We start from the raw sequence: 18,773 nt of genomic DNA, 5'->3' as shown, positions 1-18,773 counted from the left end.
CATGAGAATGGTAGATTTGATTGAGAAAAAAAGAGACGGTTTTGAACTGTCGACCGAAGAAATTCAGTTTATAGTAACGGGTTATACAGCTAATGAAATTGATGATTATCAAATGAGTGCATTTTTAATGGCTACTTATTTCCAAAACATGACGGACCGTGAACGCGCGGACCTTACCATGGCAATGGCGGCATCAGGCGATCAAATCGATTTGTCAGCCATCGACGGCATCAAAGTTGATAAACATTCAACTGGCGGGGTAGGCGATACGACAACATTGGTTCTTGGACCATTGGTTGCGGCATGCGGCGTGCCGGTAGCGAAAATGAGCGGACGCGGTCTCGGCCACACAGGCGGCACGATTGATAAACTGGAAGCGATTGAAGGATTCCATGTGGAATTATCCACTGAGGATTTCATCAAGCAGGTCAACGATATTAAAGTTGCTGTCATCGGCCAGAGCGGCAATTTGACGCCTGCAGATAAAAAACTTTACGCACTTCGTGATGTGACAGCTACTGTAAACAGCATCCCGCTGATTGCGAGTTCGATCATGAGCAAGAAAATTGCTGCAGGAGCGGACGCCATCGTACTGGATGTTAAAACTGGCGAAGGCGCATTTATGAAAACAGCTGAAGATGCTGAAGAATTGGCGCATGCAATGGTCGGCATCGGCAATGCAACCGGACGCAAGACAATGGCGATCATTTCAGATATGAGCCAGCCGCTCGGCTTTGCAATCGGTAACGCTTTGGAAGTAAAAGAAGCCATTGAAACATTGCAGGGCAAAGGGCCTGAAGATTTAACGGAGTTGTGTCTGGTTCTCGGCAGCCAGATGGTAGTAGTCGGCGGCAAAGCTGACAGCCTGGAAGAAGCGCGCGACATGCTGGAAGAAGTAATCGCTAACGGTAAAGCGTTGGATATCTTCCGTCAGTTCATCAAAGCCCAAGGCGGAAATCCAGCAGTAGTGGATGACGTCAACTTATTGCCGCAGGCAAAATTCGTCAAAGAAGTGCTTTCGCAAAAAGAAGGTTATATCTCCTTTATGGAAGCTGATGAAATCGGTACAGCGGCTATGGTCCTCGGAGCAGGAAGAGCGACGAAAGAATCGGAAATCGATCTAGCTGTCGGTATCGTTCTCCATAAGAAAGTCGGCGATTTCGTTAAAAAAGGTGAAGCGATTGCAACTGTCTATTCCAATACAGAGGATATCGCGCAATGCACAGAGATGTTATATAATAGTATAGAATTCAAAGATGAAGCGGTTGAGAAAATCCAACTGATTTCAAAATTGATCACTGACTAAAAGAATCTTGCCGGGTTTCCCGGCAAGATTTTTTCGAATACTCATTCCAGGAGGTTGACTATGCATTTATACGGGACTCAAGCCATCAACAGCCAAGGCCATCTAACAATCGGAGGCGTTGATTCAGTTGAATTAGCTAAAGAATACGGAACGCCGCTTTTTGTATATGACATTGAATTATTCCGGAAACGGGCACGCGCATTCCAGGAAACATTTGAAACCGCCGGAATCGGTTACCAGGTGGCCTATGCCAGCAAAGCATTTTCAAGCATTGCCATTTATCAGGTGGCGGCACAGGAAGGATTATCCCTCGATGTCGTTTCAGGCGGCGAATTGTTCACAGCGGTTAAAGCAGGTTTTCCTAAAGAAAAAATACATTTTCACGGAAACAATAAAAGCCTGGAAGAATTGAAGATGGCATTTGAAGAAGGGATTGGCTGTATCGTAGTTGATAATTTCCATGAAATCGAACAGCTTAAATTGCTGTCGGAAGAGTTAGGGCAGAAGATGAATATTCTGCTGCGGGTCACACCGGGAATAGAAGCGCATACCCATGACTATATTACAACCGGCCAGGAAGACTCGAAATTCGGCTTCGATTTGAATAATGGCCAGGCTGACCGGGCATTTGAACAGACGCATGGCCATGAATATTTGAATGTCCTCGGACTTCATTGCCACATCGGTTCCCAAATCTTTGATACAGCCGCGTTCCGTTTGGCTGCCGGCAAGCTGGTATCCAAAATGGCGGATTGGCAAAAAGAATTCGATTATCAATGCAAAGTTCTGAATCTCGGCGGCGGTTTCGGTATTCGTTATACCGAAGAAGATCAGCCCCTGGAGCCATCAGAATACGTGAAGGAAATGATCGATACGGTCAAGCAGATCACGGATGATTCCGGTTTCCCCGTTCCTGAAATCTGGATTGAGCCAGGGCGCTCTCTCGTAGGAGACGCCGGCACAACGCTCTATACAATCGGTTCAATGAAAGAAGTGCCGGAAATTCGGAAATACATTGCCGTGGACGGGGGCATGTCGGACAATATCAGGCCAGCTCTATACGGTGCAGCGTATAGTTCCATGATTGCCAATAAAGGCAATGAAGCTTTATCGGAAACTTATACAGTTGCAGGAAAATGCTGCGAATCCGGGGATAAACTGATTGAGCAGGCTCTTTTGCCTGAAGCGGAAGCCGGAGATATTTTGGCTGTTTTTTGTACGGGTGCCTATGGCTATTCCATGGCCAGCAATTATAACCGTATTGCCCGGCCGGCAGTTGTGTTCGCTGAAAATGGAAAACATCAACTGGCTGTCAGACGTGAAACACTTGAAGACGTCGTCAGCCTGGACCTTGAGTACGGTGTAAAGGCGGGAATTTAATGAAAAAGAACAATATCATCCTTCTGCTGCTGCTATTGTTAATGGCAATCGGCTGGGGAATCGTGTATTGGATTTTCTTTGCGGATCAGGTTTCACTGGGGTGAACGGCCGTTTCCGCTTTTCTAGTGTCCAGACTTTAACGGCCAGCTCCTCGAGTCGTAAGCCCCCCAGCTGCCGTGGCAAAAAGCGCCACTCTGCCGGTGTGTCTTACGCTTGTCGGAGCTGAACGGCCGTTTCCGCTTTTCTAGTGTCCAGACTCCAGCGGCCCAGCTCTTCGGGTCATAAGCCACTCTGGCTGTGCGGCTGGAAAGACGCCGCTTCGCCAGATCGTCTTATGCCTGTCAGAGCTTACCGGGCGCTGTCGCTTTTCTAAGAAACTTGAGTTATTGATTAGAATATAGTAGGATAAGTTAAGTTGTTTCAAGAAGAAAACGAGGGATTATTATGTTATTCAGATACAAAAAATCATTCGAGAAAATAGCAATGGGTTTGCTGTCGTTCATGCCAAAAGAGCGTGAGCTTAAAAAGCTGCAGCAGACAATGCATATATACGAAGAAAATCCTGATTGGCAATTATACCTCTGGAAAAAAGGTGAGGATTTTGTCGGGCTGCTGGGTGTTGAAGTGGCTGAAGACCAATTTGTCATCCATCACATTTCTGTAAACCCCTCACACCGGGGAGAAGGTATTGGTCACGACATGATCGAGAAAATTCAGCAGATTATGCAGGACCGAGAAATGATTGCAACAAAAGAAACTGAAGCTTTCCTTACAAAATGTCCATCAAAAAAAGGCGAACTTTAATTTTAAAGTTTCCGCCTTTTTTTTTGTTCTCTTAAATTGATGATGGATGTACGGTCGCGCAGCCTGTGCTTATGCATAAGAAAATATGGTTCAAGCGTTTCCGACGGATTCTCTTCCATGTATCGGCTGACTTCTGCTATTAAATCATCAGAAATGATTGGAAGTTTGTATGGAGAGAAGTCGCGGCGCGTTGTAACGCCTTCAATGGCATCTGTTAATTGTGCGGCAAGCGTGTTGCCGTCAAACCCATCTGTCCAGATGCCTGCATTGGACAGCTTATCTTTTGCACGGATAAATGAACGAAGAGCACCTGGAAAATTGCTTCTGCGCCAATGATACATTCCGACGGCCATCTGAATCCAACCTGCCAGTGGATGCATCTTATCTTTTGGAGCGACGCTCTTCCAGTATTCTTCACCGACTTCATGGCATTCGAAATAATCTTCGTGAAAATTGAAGTGTATAATGTATTGGATAAAGAGCGGATGATGGAGTGGGTGCATTTTGATCCCCTTTCTACTATAATATATTGAGTATCTTTAACAGTCAGGTGGTTGGAAAGATGTCCTATGAAGTAAAGGTTGAGGCTTTTGAAGGGCCTCTGGATTTATTATTGCATTTAATACACCGTTTGGAAATTGATATATACGATATTCCGGTTTCACAAATCACTACTCAGTATATGGAGCATATCCGGGCAATGCAAGTACTCGAGTTAAATGAAGCGAGTGAATACCTTGTTTTCGCGGCCACTTTACTGGCGATTAAAAGCAAGACGCTTCTGCCGGTGCACCAGGGAGACCTGGAAGATCCGGATTATGAATTTGAAGAACAAGATCCAAGGGACGAGTTGGTTTCAAGGCTTATCGAGTACAGAAAGTTTAAAGAAGCATCGGGCCAGCTGAAAGAATTGGAAGCTGGCCGTGCCACGATTTTTACAAAGCCGCCAATGGATTTGTCGGAATACCAAACATTGGCTCCGTTTGAGAATATCGACCTTGAAGTAAATGCCTACGATATGCTCGCTGCATTCCAAAAGTTAATGCGCAGAAAAAAATTGAAGGCTCCGCTTTCAGCAAGGATTGCCCGTCAGGAGATTTCCATTAAAGATCAGATGACTTCGATTGTCAACACGTTAAAAGCGGCAAAAGGCAGGACGACGTTCACAGAACTCTTCCCTTCCGATGATAAGACTGTAATGGTAGTGTCATTCCTGTCGCTTTTGGAACTGATGAAACGGCAAGTCGTTGCAGTTGATCAAGAGAAAAACTTCACCGATCTGATGGTCGAACTTAGAAAGGAAACGTGGGATTATGATGACGCATCTTTCGAGTAAAATCGAAGCATTGCTGTTTGTTGCCGGTGACGACGGGTTATCGATGAAACAGCTTGAATTTTTGACAGAAGCTGAAGAAAAAGAACTTAAAGAAGAAATTTCTGATATGGCGAGAAGATATGAAGAAACAAAAACTTCCGGCATCATGATTAAAGAACTGGCTGGTGTTTATCAATTGGTTACAAAAGCAGAAGTGGCCGACACCATTCAGCGGCTAGTTGAAAACCCCACTGTCCAGTCTTTGTCACAGGCATCATTGGAAGTATTGGCCATCGTGGCTTATAAACAGCCGATTACGAGAGTGGAAATTGAAGACCTTCGAGGCGTTAAAAGCGAAAAAGCCCTTCATACATTGGCAGGCAAAGCATTGATTCAGGAAGTCGGAAGAGCAGATGGAACCGGCAGGGCAATCCTGTATGGCACCACCAGTGAATTTTTGAATTATTTCGGATTGAAAAACCTGGACGAATTGCCTGCTCTTCCCGATGAAGCGGAAGAAGACCAGGACGGGGATACCGATCTTTTCATGACCAAATTCCAAGAGGCTTTTAAAGAAGAAGCAAAAGTATAAAATAGAAGATTAAATTAGACGGGGTGAGTTTATGGAACGATTGCAGAAAATGCTGGCACATGCCGGCGTCGCTTCAAGACGTAAAGCGGAACAGATGATTTTGGATGGTAAAGTACGAGTGAATGGAAAAGTGGTAAAGGAATTAGGAACGAAAGTTTCTTCATCCGATACTATTGAAGTCGAAGGCGTCCAACTGGAAAAAGAACAGAAAGTATATTATTTATTATACAAACCCCGTGGTGTTATCTCTGCGGTGACCGATGATAAAAACCGGAAAGTGGTTACAGACTTTTTCGATGATGTCGATAAACGCATCTACCCGGTCGGGCGATTGGACTACGATACGTCAGGCCTGCTGATTATGACGAACGATGGGGAATTCGCGAATATCCTGACACATCCGAAGTATGAAATTGATAAAACTTACGTGGCGAGGTTAAAAGGAATTCCAGCCAAAGAAGATCTTCAGAAATTGGAGCGAGGCATCAAGTTGGAAGACGGTATGACAGCGCCTGCGAAAGTGAAGCTCTTGTCCGGAGATAAGAAGCAGGGCAAGGGAATTGTGCAGATTACCATCCACGAAGGACGGAACCGACAAGTGAGAAGGATGTTTGAAGCAATCGGCTATCCGGTCCAAAAGCTGAGCCGTGAGCAATTCGGGTTTTTGACTCTGCACGGTTTGAATGCGGGAGAATCGCGCCAGTTGACTGCCCATGAAGTAAAGCTGCTGCGTGTGATGGCTGAAACCGGCAAGCGGCATTAACGTTCACAAACCCTTCAAAACTCCAGGTTTTTTGCCTATGAAACTTTGCTATAATTGGGTCAATAATGACCTCGGAGGAGGAGAGAAGCATGGCGGAAGACAAAAAAGCTAAAAAGAACAATAAGAAAAGAAACCGCTCATTTATGCGTTTAGCTATATTATCTTTGCTTGTGCTGGCAATCGGGTACACAATCTACAATAGTGTCACTGCCGATGATGTGGAAGTTCTCAGGGTAGGCGATAAAGCGCCTGACTTTGCTTTGGTGGATATGGAAGGCAATCGCCATAAACTATCTGATTACCAAGGTGAAGGAGTATTCCTTAATTTCTGGGGGACGTGGTGTGAACCATGTGTCAAAGAAATGCCGGCCATGGATAGACAATATAATGTCTATGAAGATCAAGGTGTCCACATACTTGCAGTAAATATCGCCCAATCTGATTTCGAAGTGCAGTCATTCGCCGATCGTTTCGACTTATCCTTTCCGATCGCGATTGACAAATCAAGGTCTGTTATGACGGCTTACAATATCCGTCCGTTGCCGACTACCGTATTAGTCAATCCTGAAGGCGACATCCAGAGGATAGTCACCGGTGAAATGACGGAACAGGATATTAAAGGCTTCATGGAAGAAATCAAACCTCAATAAGGAGTTTTTGGGATGGAAAAGTTGCAATGTAAATGTGGTCATGTCAACCCGCCTGGCACGATACTGTGTGAATCGTGCGGCCGGTCACTGACTGAAGAAGAACAAAATAAGAAATTGGCTGACATGCGCTATGAAGGAACAGCCCGGCGTTCTCAAACTTATAACAAATCGATTATAGACAAAATTTGGAATTTCTTTTCGAGTGTTAAAATAGGAGTTTCAATTATCGTATTGCTGCTCATTGCAGCCGCAATTGGAACAATTCTCCCTCAAGCTCAATATGTAAATGTTCCGGTAAGAAATGATGAAACCATTAAAGCTTATTATGCCGATGTTTATGGTGAAATCGGTAAAATATATCATTTCCTTGGTTTCCACAATCTCTATAGTTCTGCCTGGTTCATTATTTTAGTCGGCCTGTTGGCGATTTCTCTGATTGTAGCCAGTCTCGACCGATTTGTGCCATTATATCGTTCTTTAAAAAACCAGCGGGTTATACGCCACCGCAGTTTCCTGAATAAGCAGCGCATTTATGCTGAAGGCCCGGCGCCTGAGGATGCGATGCAAAAAGCGGAAGAAAAGCTGAAAGAACTGAAGTATAACGTTACACTGGACAAGAATGGCCTGTTAGCTGAAAAAGGCCGTTTTTCACGATGGGGCCCTTACGTCAACCACATAGGCCTCATCATTTTCCTGTTCGGAGTTATGCTGCGCATGATGCCTGGTTTCTACGTGGACGAGACGTTATGGATTCGTGAAGGTGAAACCCGAGCGATTCCAGACGCACCTGGTTATTTCCTTGAAAGCGAAAACTTCACAATGGAAACTTACACAGGTGAAGGGGATGAAGCGAAATTCGAAGAAGCGATTGACCGTGTCGGTTCTGTAGCTAAAAATTACCAGACTGATATCGTCCTTTATCAGACACCGGATGAAAGTCTGCCGGGTGCCACTGATGAGATGGAACTGGTTAAAGAACATGCGATTAAGGTCAACCAGCCATTGAAGTTTGACGGCTACGCAGTTTATCAGATGGATTTCCGGCAAAACGAGTTAAGGGCAATGACTTTTGATCTGACGAACAAAGAAACTGAAGAATCACTTGGGTCCTTTACGATTGATTTAGTTAAACCGGAAAAATCCTACGATTTAGGCGATGAAACACGAGTGGATTTGCTGGGCTATTATCCTGATTTTTCAGGTTTTGAAGACGGTGAACCCCAAACTGAAACCCCGGTTCCAAATAACCCCGGTTTCCTTGTAAGAATGTTTACACCAGAAACTCCGGACGGTGAAGTCAGCTTTATCGTTATCCAGAATACAATTGAACCACTCGGAGAAAATCAGTATAAATTGACTTTCCAGACAGCCGAAACCCGTGATGTATCCGGGTTAACAATCCGCAAGGACAGAACCTTGCCGATTCTTGGTCTTGGTGGCTTAATCTTTATGATTGGCGTAGCACAAGGGATGTATTTCAATCACCGCCGTTTCTGGATCCAAAGACAAGAAGATGGCGAACTGGTGTTGGCCGGCCATACCAATAAAAACTGGTTCGGTTTAAAGAAAGATCTTGATCAGGTTTCCGACTTCTCATCGCTTCCGCCGTATATCGATCAACAGGAAGCAATTGAGAAACAGGAAAAACTGAAGAAAGAGCAGAAACTGGAAGGTGATGAATTGTCATGACATTGGCGGAAATAAGTTCTAATTTACTGTACGTCGCTTTTATAGCGTATTTAATCGCAACATTTGTTTTTGGCGGAGCAGTCAAAGGCAATAAAGAAGGTTCTTTCAAATCTGAAGGGCGCTGGGGGAAAATCGCATTTACTATCACTGTAATCGGTTTTCTCTCCCATTTAGGATATTTTATAACACGCTGGGCAGCCACAGGGCATCCTCCGCTCAGTAATATGTTTGAATTCACTACAGCATTCGGGATGACTTTAGTAGGCGGATTCATCATACTTTATTTACTTTATAAGACACCTGTTCTTGGTATGATCGTACTGCCTGTTGCATTATTGATCATTGCTTTCGCAAGCATGTTCCCAAGCGAAGTCAGCCCGCTGATTCCCGCGCTCCAGACAAACTGGCTGGCAATTCACGTCAGTACCGTCGTAATTGCAGAAGGTATTCTGGCAATAAGTGCAGGAGCTGGTCTGGTTTATCTCTTGAAAGTAGTCGATATGAACAAAAAATCAAAACAACGCTTCTGGCTTGAAGCAATTATGTATTCGTTGGTTGTAGTGATTGGCTTCGTTATCGCCAGCACTTTCTTCTCACTGACAGGTTATCAGTCGGATTTCACTTATATCAATAAAGATGGCAATGAATCTTCGATTACCTATAATATGCCCGCGCTTGTCGGGATGAATGAATACACTTCTCTGACAGAAGGCACAATGGAACCGTTTTTCTCAACGCCGGCAGTTATCAATGCCAGCAAAGTAACGACAGTTCTATGGTCGTTCTTCGTCGGGACTATTCTGTACTGGCTGGTCCGATTGGTGGCGCGTAAACGAATCGCGGCAATATTTAAGCCTTTTGTAAAAAATGTCAACCTGCAGTTGATGGACGAAATCAATTATCGAGCAGTGATCATCGGATTCCCGTTGTTCACACTTGGCGCACTGATTTTTGCCATGATCTGGGCGCAAATTGCTTGGTCACGTTTCTGGGGCTGGGATCCAAAAGAAGTATGGGCGCTTATCACTTGGCTGTTCTATGCTGCCTATCTTCACTTGCGTCTGGGTAAAGGATGGCAAGGTGAGAAATCCGCTTGGCTCGGCGTTGTCGGATTTGCAATCATCATGTTCAACCTTGTGGCCGTCAACCTGATTATTGCGGGACTTCACTCTTACGCATAACAGGTCAGGAGCAATATAAAGTTTTACAGGAATCAAATCAAAGCGGACGGAGAAAAAGCGTTATTTTTCTCCGTCCGCTTTTTCAATAAGAGTTCCTGCTTATAAAGAAACCCCTTTTTATTTATTTTTGGAAATGTTATCGGTACAATGTAAGAATAGAAGAAAGTTGGAGGGATTACGATGTCTGAGGAAATTACAATTTTGGTTGTCGATGATGAGGAGAGGATCCGCAGGTTATTGAAAATGTATCTTGAGCGTGAAGGATACCTTGTTGAAGAAGCTGAAAATGGTGTCCAAGCACTTGAGATGGCCACTGAAAAAGACTATCATTGCATCCTGCTGGATCTTATGATGCCTGAAAAAGATGGAATCGAAGTAGCAACGGAACTGCGTGAAACCAAAATGACCCCGATTATCATGCTCACTGCAAAAGGTGAGGAAGCGAATCGGGTAGAAGGTTTTGAATCCGGGGCAGATGATTACATTGTTAAACCGTTCAGCCCACGGGAAGTTGTGCTGCGTGTTAAAGCGATTCTTCGACGCTCATCCGCTTACTCGCCGTCAGCCAACTCTACTGTTTCCAAAGATCTTGTCGTGTTTCCGCACTTGACGATCGATCATGATGCACATCGGGTGACGGCTGATGGTACAGAAGTGAACCTGACGCCGAAAGAATACGAATTGCTTTATTTTCTTGCAAAAGCACCCGACAAAGTATTTGACCGGGAGCATCTGCTCAAAGAAGTATGGCATTACGATTTCTTCGGAGACCTTCGGACAGTTGATACACATGTAAAACGATTGCGTGAAAAGTTGAACCGGGTTTCGGAATCTGCTGCTAAAATGATTGTTACTGTTTGGGGAGTAGGTTATAAATTCGAGGTAGGCAATGAATAGAATATGGAATAGTGTCGTCGGGAAGCTGTGGATTACCATCCTGCTTCTCGTTTCCTTTGTCCTTTTTATTGTTACCGTGCTCCTTTTGGAGTTTTTGGGAAATTACCACAGCCAAACGGTTGAGGAAACGCTTAACAAAGAAGCGGCAACAATCGCACGTATCTTTAATGACCATGGCAACCTGGACATATCTTTGAATATCATTGATGATGTTTTGGGTCCTGAAACGAACGCGGTAATCGCCGAAGTGCCATATGAAAGTTCTTATTATCTGCATGATGGCATGAATGGTGAGGAAATCCGAGAACGCATTCTTAATGAACCGGCGTTCCAAAAAGTTTTCGAAAGCGATGATACCGTGATGAAGGAAATGCTTCTTCCTGCTCTTACGGGAGAAGACAGAATGGAGTCATATATTGTATTGGCGAGCCCTCTTCAGACAGGGCAGGAATTGCATGGGACAGTTTTCATCTATCAGTCCTTGGAAGTCATGGACCGTACAGCCGAAAGAACAACAAATATTGTTTTCCTTTCAGCTTTCATCGCATTATTGCTTACGACATTTTTTGCATTCTTCCTATCTTCCCGTATTACATCACCATTGCGAAAAATGCGTGAAGGCGCATTTGAGCTGGCGAAAGGCAATTTTGATACTAGAGTCAAATCCACATCGAAAGATGAGATCGGGCAGCTGGCTACTGCATTCAATCAAATGGGCAGCCAGTTAAAACATCATCTGGAGGTTATCAGCCAGGAGAAAGAGCAGTTATCAAGTATTCTTACGTCCATGGCTGATGCAGTTATTACGTTCAATCAGGACAAAACTGTCCTGCTCAGCAACCCTCCCGCAGAAAAGCTGCATGAGAGCTGGCTGCTGAAAAGAGCGATTCCGGAAGGGAAGCCTCTTCCGCTTGAGCTGTATCATATGCTTGACCACGTTCTTCATTTCGAAGAAGAACTGGAAGAAGAGCTTGAAATTGAGGGGGCTTATTATGCTGTATCATTCAGTCCTCTGTACAGCGGAGACTCGGTTCGGGGCGCAGTAGCTGTATTGCATGATATGACAGAACAGCATAAACTCGAAAAACTTCGTGAGGATTTCATTTCCAATGTATCCCATGAACTACGAACTCCAATTGCCATGCTGCAGGGGTATAGTGAGGCGCTTTTGGACGATGTAGGTACTACTGAAGAAGAACGTCGTGAAATGACGAAAATCATATATGAAGAGTCACAAAGAATGGGTCGGCTTGTAACGGATTTGCTCAATCTTGCAAGACTTGAATCCGGACATATGAGGCTTTATAAAGAAGTTGTCCAGCTTAATAATGTGATTGAGCGCATGACTTTGAAATTTTCTCAAGCTGCAAAAGAAAATGGTATTGAGCTCTTGTTTGAAACAGAAATTGATGATTGGACAGCAGCTGAGCTTGATGAAGACAGAATTGAACAAGTTATGACTAATCTCATCGATAATGCATTGCGCCATACGCCAGAGGGCGGCAAGGTCATTGTGAAAGCGCAGCAGCAGAATAACTTCGCCAAGATTTCCGTTAACGATACAGGTTCAGGCATATCTGATGAGGACAAAGCTTTTGTCTTTGAGCGTTTTTATAAAGCGGATAAAGCACGGACGCTCGGTAAAGGCGGTACAGGACTCGGACTGGCGATTGCCAGCAATATCGTCAAGGCGCATGACGGCGTAATCGACGTTGATAGTGAATTCGGAAAAGGAACTTCTTTCTATTTCCTGCTTCCGTTAAAAAAGATGTAACTTTATTCGACATAAAACGACTAATTTAAAGAACGGGGGGAGTATATGAATGACTCCGTTTTCCACAGGCTTTATGACCAATATCATCAGGACGTATTCCAATTCCTGATTTATTTGGTCAAGAATCGCCATATTGCGGAAGATTTGATGCATGAAGTCTATATTCGTGTTTTTCGGGCATATGATCGGTTTGAAGGAAAAAGCACTGAGAAGACATGGCTTTTTTCCATTGCTAAAAATGTCGCTATCGATCATTTCCGCAAAGCGTCTGTCAGACAGAAGCATTCAATGGAACATTTCGACTGGGAAACGCAGCAATTGACGTCATCTGAGCGCTTGCCGGAAGAACTGTCTTTATTGAATGAAGACAAGCTCTTATTATATAAAGCTTTGGATACATGTACGGGCGATCAAAAAATGGTTGTCATCATGCGCTTCTTCCAGGATCTGTCCATTGCTGAAACTGCTGAAATCCTCGGATGGTCAGAAGGAAAGGTCAAAACGACCCAGCACCGGGCAATCAAATCCCTGCGCCAAAAATTAACCGCAAAGGAAGGGGGATTGCAAAATGCCGAATAACAAATGGGATGATGATAACATCGAAAATTTGTTAAAGGATTTCCCCGTTATTAAAGACGAACGACCGAAAGAAGAAGTTTATGAACGGCTGCAAAAAACTCAAAAACCGCGGAAGAATCCGAAGCATTGGATTCCTTATTTAGTTGCGGCTTTGGCATTTATCACATTCGGAGTACTGCTGGCTTCTATGCTTGGCCAAAACAGCAATGACAGTGCTTATGAAATGAGCGGATCAGAAGGTGAAGGTACTGAAGAGAGCACAGCTGAAAGCGGAGACGCGGGTTCAGCGGCTGTGGAAGATAATGCCGGAGGTGAAGCCGAATCCGAGTCGGCAGCCATGGAATCATCGGAAACTGCTGATGGCGAGGAAAGCTCAGATACTTTCAATTCCACAGAATCTAATGCTGGACCGCCTGACATCACTCTTTATGAAGAGCAATTGGAAGGTATTAAGCTGTTTACCGTCGGCATGACCGAAAATGCGGTAGTGATCCCAATGTCATTTGTGATTTCGGATGACCGTATTCGGGAAGATTTCGGGACTGCTGATGTGGATGCAGTTGAACTTTATAATCGGTACGCGGCTGAACTTGATGAAGAGGCTTTGGGTTTTGAAGACTATCATCCATACAGCGGGACGTTAAATGTTACAGTAGATGGAATACAGCATGAATTGCCTGAAGACCATAATTACGATATAGCTTCCGCTTCCATGAGTGTATATTTCAATTCGTTATCAGCGACGTTTGCTGATGAGGATGAGATCTCAATCATTGATGAATCCGGAACTGCTGCCTTTTTCGATCAGGTGGGACCAGTGCAGCCGATTGAGCCTGGCAACCGAAATCTTGCATATTATTCATATAGTATTGCAAATGCCGACAGTTATCTTGTTCCTGGCTATGATATGCCGCACGAGAACGCTTCAGTGGCACTTGAAGCCATGAAATCCTCTCCCAGTGACCTATATGATTCTGTAGTGCCTTCCGGTTTGGATTATTCCGTATCTGAAAGCGATCAGACAGTTACTGTGGAGTTTGCCCAACCGGTGGATTTCAATTCTTATGAGGACAGAGAAGCCGTTTACCTGATAGAGGGCATGGTCCTTGCTGCTGATTCCTTCGGCAAGGAACTTGTGCTGGTCAACACCGTTGACAGCAGCTGGGGTAAATTTGATTTTACAAAACCATTGCCTGTTCCTGCAGGCATAAACGTTAAGGATTTCAATTATTAGCAGGCAAGGCGCATTGTAAGCAAAGCTGTTTACAATGCGCCTTTTTTCGATTATCATTAATTTGTAATCCAATAAAATATCGATTCATCTTCGGGGCAGGGTGCAATTCCCTACCGGCGGTAATTGAACAATTGTTCATAAGCCCGCGAGCCGTAAAACGCAGGATTTGGTGAGACTCCAAAGCCGACAGTATAGTCTGGATGGGAGAAGGTGAAGGTGCGGACGTGTGTCGTTTACTGTAAACGGAACGCTGTTTTAAGTGTGCCTTTTCTCCCTTAAGTGTGTCTTGCTTAAGGGATTTGCTATGTAACAACACGATCCAAGCCTTTCTTCTGGTGAATCACGACAAGGAGAGAGGAATATGAAGAACAAAAAATTACAGTCGATGATTGTAATCGGGATGCTGAGCAGTATTTCATTTATTTTGATGCTGTTGAACTTCCCATTGCCCGCATTGCCGGCATTCTTGAAAGTGGATTTTAGTGATGTGCCAGCATTGATAGCGGCGATCACAATGGGACCGGTAGCGGGGATTCTGGTGGCTTTCTTTAAAAACGTGCTGGATTGGTTATTCCAGGGAAGCCCGACAGGAGTGCCAGTAGGTCATTTGGCAAACTTTGTGACTAGCATATTATTTTTCATGCCTGTCTATTACATCTATAACAAGATTTCAACTAAAAAAGGCATGATCTTTGGGTTGGCCGCGGGAACTTTGTCTATGGCCATTGGAATGAGCATCCTGAATTATCTGGTGTTTCTTCCGATGTACACGTACTTCCTGAACATGCCTGCTGAAACTGGCAATGCATTGTTTGGAACAATTGTACTTGGTATACTGCCATTCAATTTGATCAAAGGCATTTTACTGACCCTTGTGGTCCTGTTGATGTTCAGCAGCATGCACAGGTGGATCGAGAAGCAGCGTCTTTTCTATCAAACCTGAAATAAATGATGAGACAGTAAAAATAAAATAAATAAGAAAATCCCCTGAGAAAATTTTCTCAGGGGATTTTCTGTGCTTTCACTTATCAGTCTTCATATTTTAATGGATCGCCTTCAAAAGGAGCGTCCGCCACTTTGATGGAATCTGTTGGACAGCCTTCAAATGCATCTTCCATATCCTCTTCCAATTCGTCTGGAACTTGAGTGTTCCCCATGTTATCATCTAGGATAACAAACGCAATTCCTTCATCATCATAGTCATAAATGTCGGGTGCTGCAGCTCCACAGGCGCCACATGCGATACAAGTATCTTTATCGACAATGGTATACTTAGCCATAATCTTATTCCTCTCCTTTATCTCCGAACAAGTTCAGTTATACTATCGTATTCATTCTAAAGGTGTTTGTTTAGTTTTTCAACCAAAAACCGCTAGGGGGCGCAGTCTTGCTATTTGAAGATATTCTTATCATAATTTTAAAAGCGGTGGATGGCGAGCGGACGATCTCCTCTCCTTATCATCTGATAAAAGGAAAAAAATCCGGCCAGACAATACAGGATATCGGTTATTATAAACTTCACCCTTACTTTGGGGTAATGCCGAAATTAGAAAAAAAGGTCTACGATAAAGCCGTTAAAAAATTATTCGATAAGGGTTATATCGTTACAGATGGCCAGGTAGTCCGAATGACGGAGGCGTCACAGGCCCATCAAGCAGCTGTGCCTTTGCTGAATGGTTGGAAGTACCGGGGAAATGAACAATTATTTATGGCCCGGCTGTCATTGATTGTGCAGACGCTTTCGCAAATCCAACAGAATCAGCGAGTTTTCGATCCGGTCGTAATAGCTGAAGATGTACAGCGATGGGTGAAAACGTATTTACATAGAATTGATTACCGTAACGTTGAAAGCTGCAGGAAATTTAAAGAAGAGCTGGGTGTCAGCCTGTCAAAAGTTAATGTGGAAGACGCTGGCAAAAGAATTGTAGTCCAGAGGCTTTCGGGATATAAAATTGGAGGATTGACTTGGGAGCAAATAGCGGCCGCAGAAGAATTGGAAATCATCGATGTACAATTACTGGCGATTGAAACATTGCATGCCTGGATGGATACCTTGGAAACAGGGGAGTATCCAATGATGAAGGGTCTCCTGGAAAGTATCGTCCAGCAATCTTCATTGACGGAGACTGCCAGAAAAACGGAAAGCTATTTCAGAAACGGGCGCAAGCTTGAAGAAATAGCTGCCTTGAGAGGTTTGAAAACAAGTACGATTGAAGATCATTTTGTGGAATTGGCGATGAATGATCCCGGTTTTGATATTCTTGCTTTTATGGAAGGAACGCTTTACAGCAGAATAATCGCTGTCGGCCAGTCCATGAATACCAAAAGACTTCGGGATATTAAAGAGCATGTTCCTGAGGCTACATATTTCCAAATTCGCCTTGCCTTAGCGACAAAGGGGGAAAACATATGAATCTGGAAAAAACTTTATATGATGCATACGGATTTACATCGTTCCGCCCTGGTCAAAAAGAAGTGATAGAAAAGATTTTAGGAGGGAATGACGTGATTGCTTTATTGCCCACAGGTATGGGCAAATCAATGTGTTACCAGCTCCCGGCCCATCTTATGGAAGGAAGCGTTTTGGTCGTGTCGCCGCTATTGTCGCTGATGCAGGACCAGGTGGCACAATTAAAAAAAATGGGCGAAAAATCTGTCACAGCAATCAACTCTTTTCTGGATCCTGGTGAGCGTTCAAGTATCTTGAACAGCTTAAGCAATTATCGCTTTATTTTTATCTCCCCTGAAATGCTGGTGCAGCCCTATATTAAAAATAGATTGAAATCCCTTAAAGTTTCGCTGCTTGTCGCTGATGAAGCTCATTGCATTTCCCAATGGGGCTTTGATTTTCGGCCGGATTATCTGAGAATTGCGGAAATAATGCCGATTCTCGGACATCCGCGAGTTCTTGCGCTAACCGCAACTGCTACGGCAAAGGTGACGGAAGAAATCAAACAGTATTTGAAGCTTTCGGAGCCATTTATCTATACACATCCGATGGACCGAAAAAATATAGCTTATGATATTAAAAAATTTGAAAATGGCAAGGAGAAATTGGAATGGCTGACTTCTTTTGTTGCTGCCAATAAAGGCCCGGGAATAATATACGCAGGGACACGAAAAAAATCACAGGAACTCTCGGATTTATTGAGCCAAGCGGGAATAAGGGCTGCATTCTATCATGGAGGAATGGAACATCAAGACCGGATTTTTGTTCAACAACAATTTCAAAATGGTGAATTGGAGTGGGTTTGTTCAACTAATGCTTTCGGTATGGGAGTTCATATTCCTGATATTGGCCACGTGATCCACTTTCAGGTTCCGACTTCCATTGAAGGCTACGTTCAGGAAGTGGGAAGGGCGGGGCGGAATGGTGAACCGGCGCTGGCAACTCTATTGTATGCCGCTGGTGACGAGGAACTTCTCGAAAGCCTTGTTCTGGACGATTTGCCGACTCAAAATGAAATACGGGAAGTATACCGGAGTACAGAGGATGCAACTCAATTGGTCGAACAAGGAATTGTCAGGGAAACTTCTTTGAGAGTGATTTCCTATTGGAAAAATCATCTGAATGAGCAAGACACCATTATTCAAATCGCACAACAAAAAAATGAAAAAATGAAACAGTCTGCCAAAATCAGGACTCTGATAAATTTGGATAGCTGTATCAGGGAATATATTCTTGAATGTTTTGATCAGCAATTGCAAAATAAGCCTGAAAACTGCTGTATCAATGATCATTTGAGTTACAATGATTTCTTGTCTCATCGGAAAACATTGGAATTCCAAGTATTGGATTCGTGGGAAAACCGATTAAATGCCATTTTACCATGTTAATAATGTATTATTATGGCATTTACAAATGGGACTTTTTTCGTCATAATAAAGTTATCAGATAAGATTGGGGTAATTAGTAAATGGACAAAAAAAATTATCGGGAATCCTTGGAAAAAGATCGCCAGGAAATTACTACGGATAGCAATTCCACCCTGTCACGGAGAGCGCATCGGCAATCGGGCAGTCAAAAGACAGAGAAACGCAAAAATCTCTTATTGCCTGCGTTGTTCTTTATTTTCATCCTTATTCCGGTAACGATTTTGATATATGTAGCTTTTGTTTACGAGCCAAACGATACCTTGATCGGAGCGGAAAATGAAAATGAAGTAAGTTTTGAAAATACTTCCCCGCCTAAAGAAAATTCTGTGCTCATTCCTGAAGAAACAGAGGAAGATGTAGCGGATGAAACAGAAGAGGCTGAGGACGAAAAATCCAAAGAAACAAATTCGGAATCTGAAGAAAAAACTGAAGAGACGGTAAAAGAAGAAACTCCTGAAGAAACAAAAGAACCGGCTGAAAGCGAAACGCCTGCAGAACAGGAAACACCTGCACCTGAAACGCCGAGCACACCTGAAGCCGAAGAACCTGCTGGCAGTGAAACTGGCGGAGCCAAAACAGTCATTGTAAAAGAAAACGAAACATTATACAGAATCGCTGTCAATAATTACGGAGCTTCCGGAGCTGGAGCGGCTGTAGAAAAAATCAAACAGGCTAATGGCTTGAGTTCCAATGAAATTTACGTCGGGCAGAAGTTAATCCTTCCTTAAAAGAG

19 protein-coding genes and 1 riboswitch are annotated in these 18,773 nt (G+C 43.8%); of the genes, 17 read left to right on the top strand and 2 right to left on the bottom strand.

The features are described from left to right. Position 1: 1 nt before the first annotated feature. The 3 genes from AC2Q9J_RS01130 to AC2Q9J_RS01120 all read left to right on the top strand — a co-directional run bounded on the left by AC2Q9J_RS01130 (position 2) and on the right by AC2Q9J_RS01120 (position 3,490). Positions 2 to 1,306: a pyrimidine-nucleoside phosphorylase gene (locus AC2Q9J_RS01130; RefSeq protein ID WP_499036587.1), complete on the top strand. Its 1,305-nt coding sequence runs from the start codon at positions 2 to 4 to the stop codon at positions 1,304 to 1,306. A 60-nt stretch (positions 1,307 to 1,366) separates the two neighbouring features. Further along, complete coding sequence (gene lysA, locus AC2Q9J_RS01125; RefSeq protein ID WP_499036585.1) at positions 1,367 to 2,686, top strand: diaminopimelate decarboxylase; 1,320 nt, start codon at positions 1,367 to 1,369, stop codon at positions 2,684 to 2,686. Positions 2,687 to 3,130: 444 nt separating this feature from the next. Further along, positions 3,131 to 3,490, top strand: a complete 360-nt coding sequence (locus AC2Q9J_RS01120; RefSeq protein WP_499036583.1) for a GNAT family N-acetyltransferase — start codon at positions 3,131 to 3,133, stop codon at positions 3,488 to 3,490. Positions 3,491 to 3,492: 2 nt separating this feature from the next. On the opposite strand, the gene AC2Q9J_RS01115 is transcribed toward AC2Q9J_RS01120, so the two are convergent. Then, on the bottom strand, positions 3,493 to 3,993 hold the full coding sequence (locus tag AC2Q9J_RS01115; RefSeq protein ID WP_499036581.1) for a DUF309 domain-containing protein: 501 nt from the start codon (positions 3,991 to 3,993) through the stop codon (positions 3,493 to 3,495). A gap of 59 nt (positions 3,994 to 4,052) precedes the next feature. Here AC2Q9J_RS01115 and AC2Q9J_RS01110 point away from each other — a divergent pair, with 59 nt between their 5' ends. From AC2Q9J_RS01110 to AC2Q9J_RS01060, 11 genes are all read left to right on the top strand, one after another. Then, the gene (locus tag AC2Q9J_RS01110) at positions 4,053 to 4,826 is read left to right on the top strand and encodes a segregation/condensation protein A (protein ID WP_499036580.1); all 774 of its coding nucleotides are present in this window, start codon (positions 4,053 to 4,055) and stop codon (positions 4,824 to 4,826) included. Continuing rightward, a complete protein-coding gene (gene scpB / locus AC2Q9J_RS01105) occupies positions 4,804 to 5,397 on the top strand; it encodes an SMC-Scp complex subunit ScpB (protein WP_499036578.1) in 594 nt (197 codons plus the stop codon). Before AC2Q9J_RS01110 ends, scpB begins: the two co-directional genes overlap by 23 nt. Before the next feature lie 31 nt (positions 5,398 to 5,428). Then, a complete protein-coding gene (locus AC2Q9J_RS01100) occupies positions 5,429 to 6,160 on the top strand; it encodes a pseudouridine synthase (RefSeq protein ID WP_112222723.1) in 732 nt (243 codons plus the stop codon). 89 nt (positions 6,161 to 6,249) lie between these two features. Continuing rightward, entirely contained in the window at positions 6,250 to 6,810 is a 561-nt protein-coding gene (gene resA / locus AC2Q9J_RS01095; protein ID WP_499036576.1) for a thiol-disulfide oxidoreductase ResA, read from the top strand. Positions 6,811 to 6,822: 12 nt separating this feature from the next. Next, on the top strand, positions 6,823 to 8,499 hold the full coding sequence (locus AC2Q9J_RS01090) for a cytochrome c biogenesis ResB family protein (protein ID WP_499036574.1): 1,677 nt from the start codon (positions 6,823 to 6,825) through the stop codon (positions 8,497 to 8,499). Further along, positions 8,496 to 9,680 carry a c-type cytochrome biogenesis protein CcsB gene (gene ccsB, locus AC2Q9J_RS01085; RefSeq protein ID WP_499036572.1) on the top strand — a complete coding sequence of 395 codons (1,185 nt, stop codon included), beginning with the start codon at positions 8,496 to 8,498 and terminating at the stop codon, positions 9,678 to 9,680. Before AC2Q9J_RS01090 ends, ccsB begins: the two co-directional genes overlap by 4 nt. Before the next feature lie 180 nt (positions 9,681 to 9,860). Beyond that, positions 9,861 to 10,577 carry a response regulator transcription factor gene (locus tag AC2Q9J_RS01080; protein WP_499036570.1) on the top strand — a complete coding sequence of 239 codons (717 nt, stop codon included), beginning with the start codon at positions 9,861 to 9,863 and terminating at the stop codon, positions 10,575 to 10,577. Beyond that, a complete protein-coding gene (locus AC2Q9J_RS01075) occupies positions 10,570 to 12,351 on the top strand; it encodes an ATP-binding protein (protein WP_499036568.1) in 1,782 nt (593 codons plus the stop codon). Before AC2Q9J_RS01080 ends, AC2Q9J_RS01075 begins: the two co-directional genes overlap by 8 nt. Before the next feature lie 45 nt (positions 12,352 to 12,396). Next, on the top strand, positions 12,397 to 12,930 hold the full coding sequence (sigX, locus tag AC2Q9J_RS01070; protein WP_499036567.1) for an RNA polymerase sigma factor SigX: 534 nt from the start codon (positions 12,397 to 12,399) through the stop codon (positions 12,928 to 12,930). After that, a complete protein-coding gene (locus tag AC2Q9J_RS01065) occupies positions 12,920 to 14,164 on the top strand; it encodes a hypothetical protein (protein ID WP_499036565.1) in 1,245 nt (414 codons plus the stop codon). The genes sigX and AC2Q9J_RS01065 overlap by 11 nt, the downstream gene beginning before the upstream one ends. A gap of 82 nt (positions 14,165 to 14,246) precedes the next feature. Further along, a riboswitch (FMN riboswitch) is annotated at positions 14,247 to 14,380 on the top strand. Between the two features lie 145 nt (positions 14,381 to 14,525). Next, entirely contained in the window at positions 14,526 to 15,107 is a 582-nt protein-coding gene (locus tag AC2Q9J_RS01060) for an ECF transporter S component (RefSeq protein ID WP_499036563.1), read from the top strand. Between the two features lie 85 nt (positions 15,108 to 15,192). On the opposite strand, the gene AC2Q9J_RS01055 is transcribed toward AC2Q9J_RS01060, so the two are convergent. Beyond that, positions 15,193 to 15,444, bottom strand: a complete 252-nt coding sequence (locus AC2Q9J_RS01055; protein WP_033541495.1) for a ferredoxin — start codon at positions 15,442 to 15,444, stop codon at positions 15,193 to 15,195. 107 nt (positions 15,445 to 15,551) lie between these two features. Between AC2Q9J_RS01055 and AC2Q9J_RS01050 the strand changes: the two genes are divergently transcribed. The 3 genes from AC2Q9J_RS01050 (at position 15,552) to AC2Q9J_RS01040 (ending at position 18,768) form a co-directional block, all read left to right on the top strand. After that, positions 15,552 to 16,577, top strand: a complete 1,026-nt coding sequence (locus tag AC2Q9J_RS01050) for a YpbB family protein (RefSeq protein WP_499036561.1) — start codon at positions 15,552 to 15,554, stop codon at positions 16,575 to 16,577. Next, positions 16,574 to 18,001 (top strand): RecQ family ATP-dependent DNA helicase, encoded by a 1,428-nt coding sequence (locus AC2Q9J_RS01045; RefSeq protein ID WP_499036559.1) that lies wholly within the window; start codon positions 16,574 to 16,576, stop codon positions 17,999 to 18,001. Before AC2Q9J_RS01050 ends, AC2Q9J_RS01045 begins: the two co-directional genes overlap by 4 nt. Positions 18,002 to 18,081: 80 nt before the next feature. Further along, positions 18,082 to 18,768: a LysM peptidoglycan-binding domain-containing protein gene (locus tag AC2Q9J_RS01040; RefSeq protein ID WP_499036557.1), complete on the top strand. Its 687-nt coding sequence runs from the start codon at positions 18,082 to 18,084 to the stop codon at positions 18,766 to 18,768. The last annotated feature ends 5 nt before the right edge of the window (positions 18,769 to 18,773 follow it).

The sequence above is a fragment of the Planococcus sp. RAB007_Raresut genome (assembly GCF_057369535.1).
The sequence above is the reverse complement of the archived record's forward strand: the minus strand, read 5'-3'. Positions and strand labels throughout refer to the sequence as shown.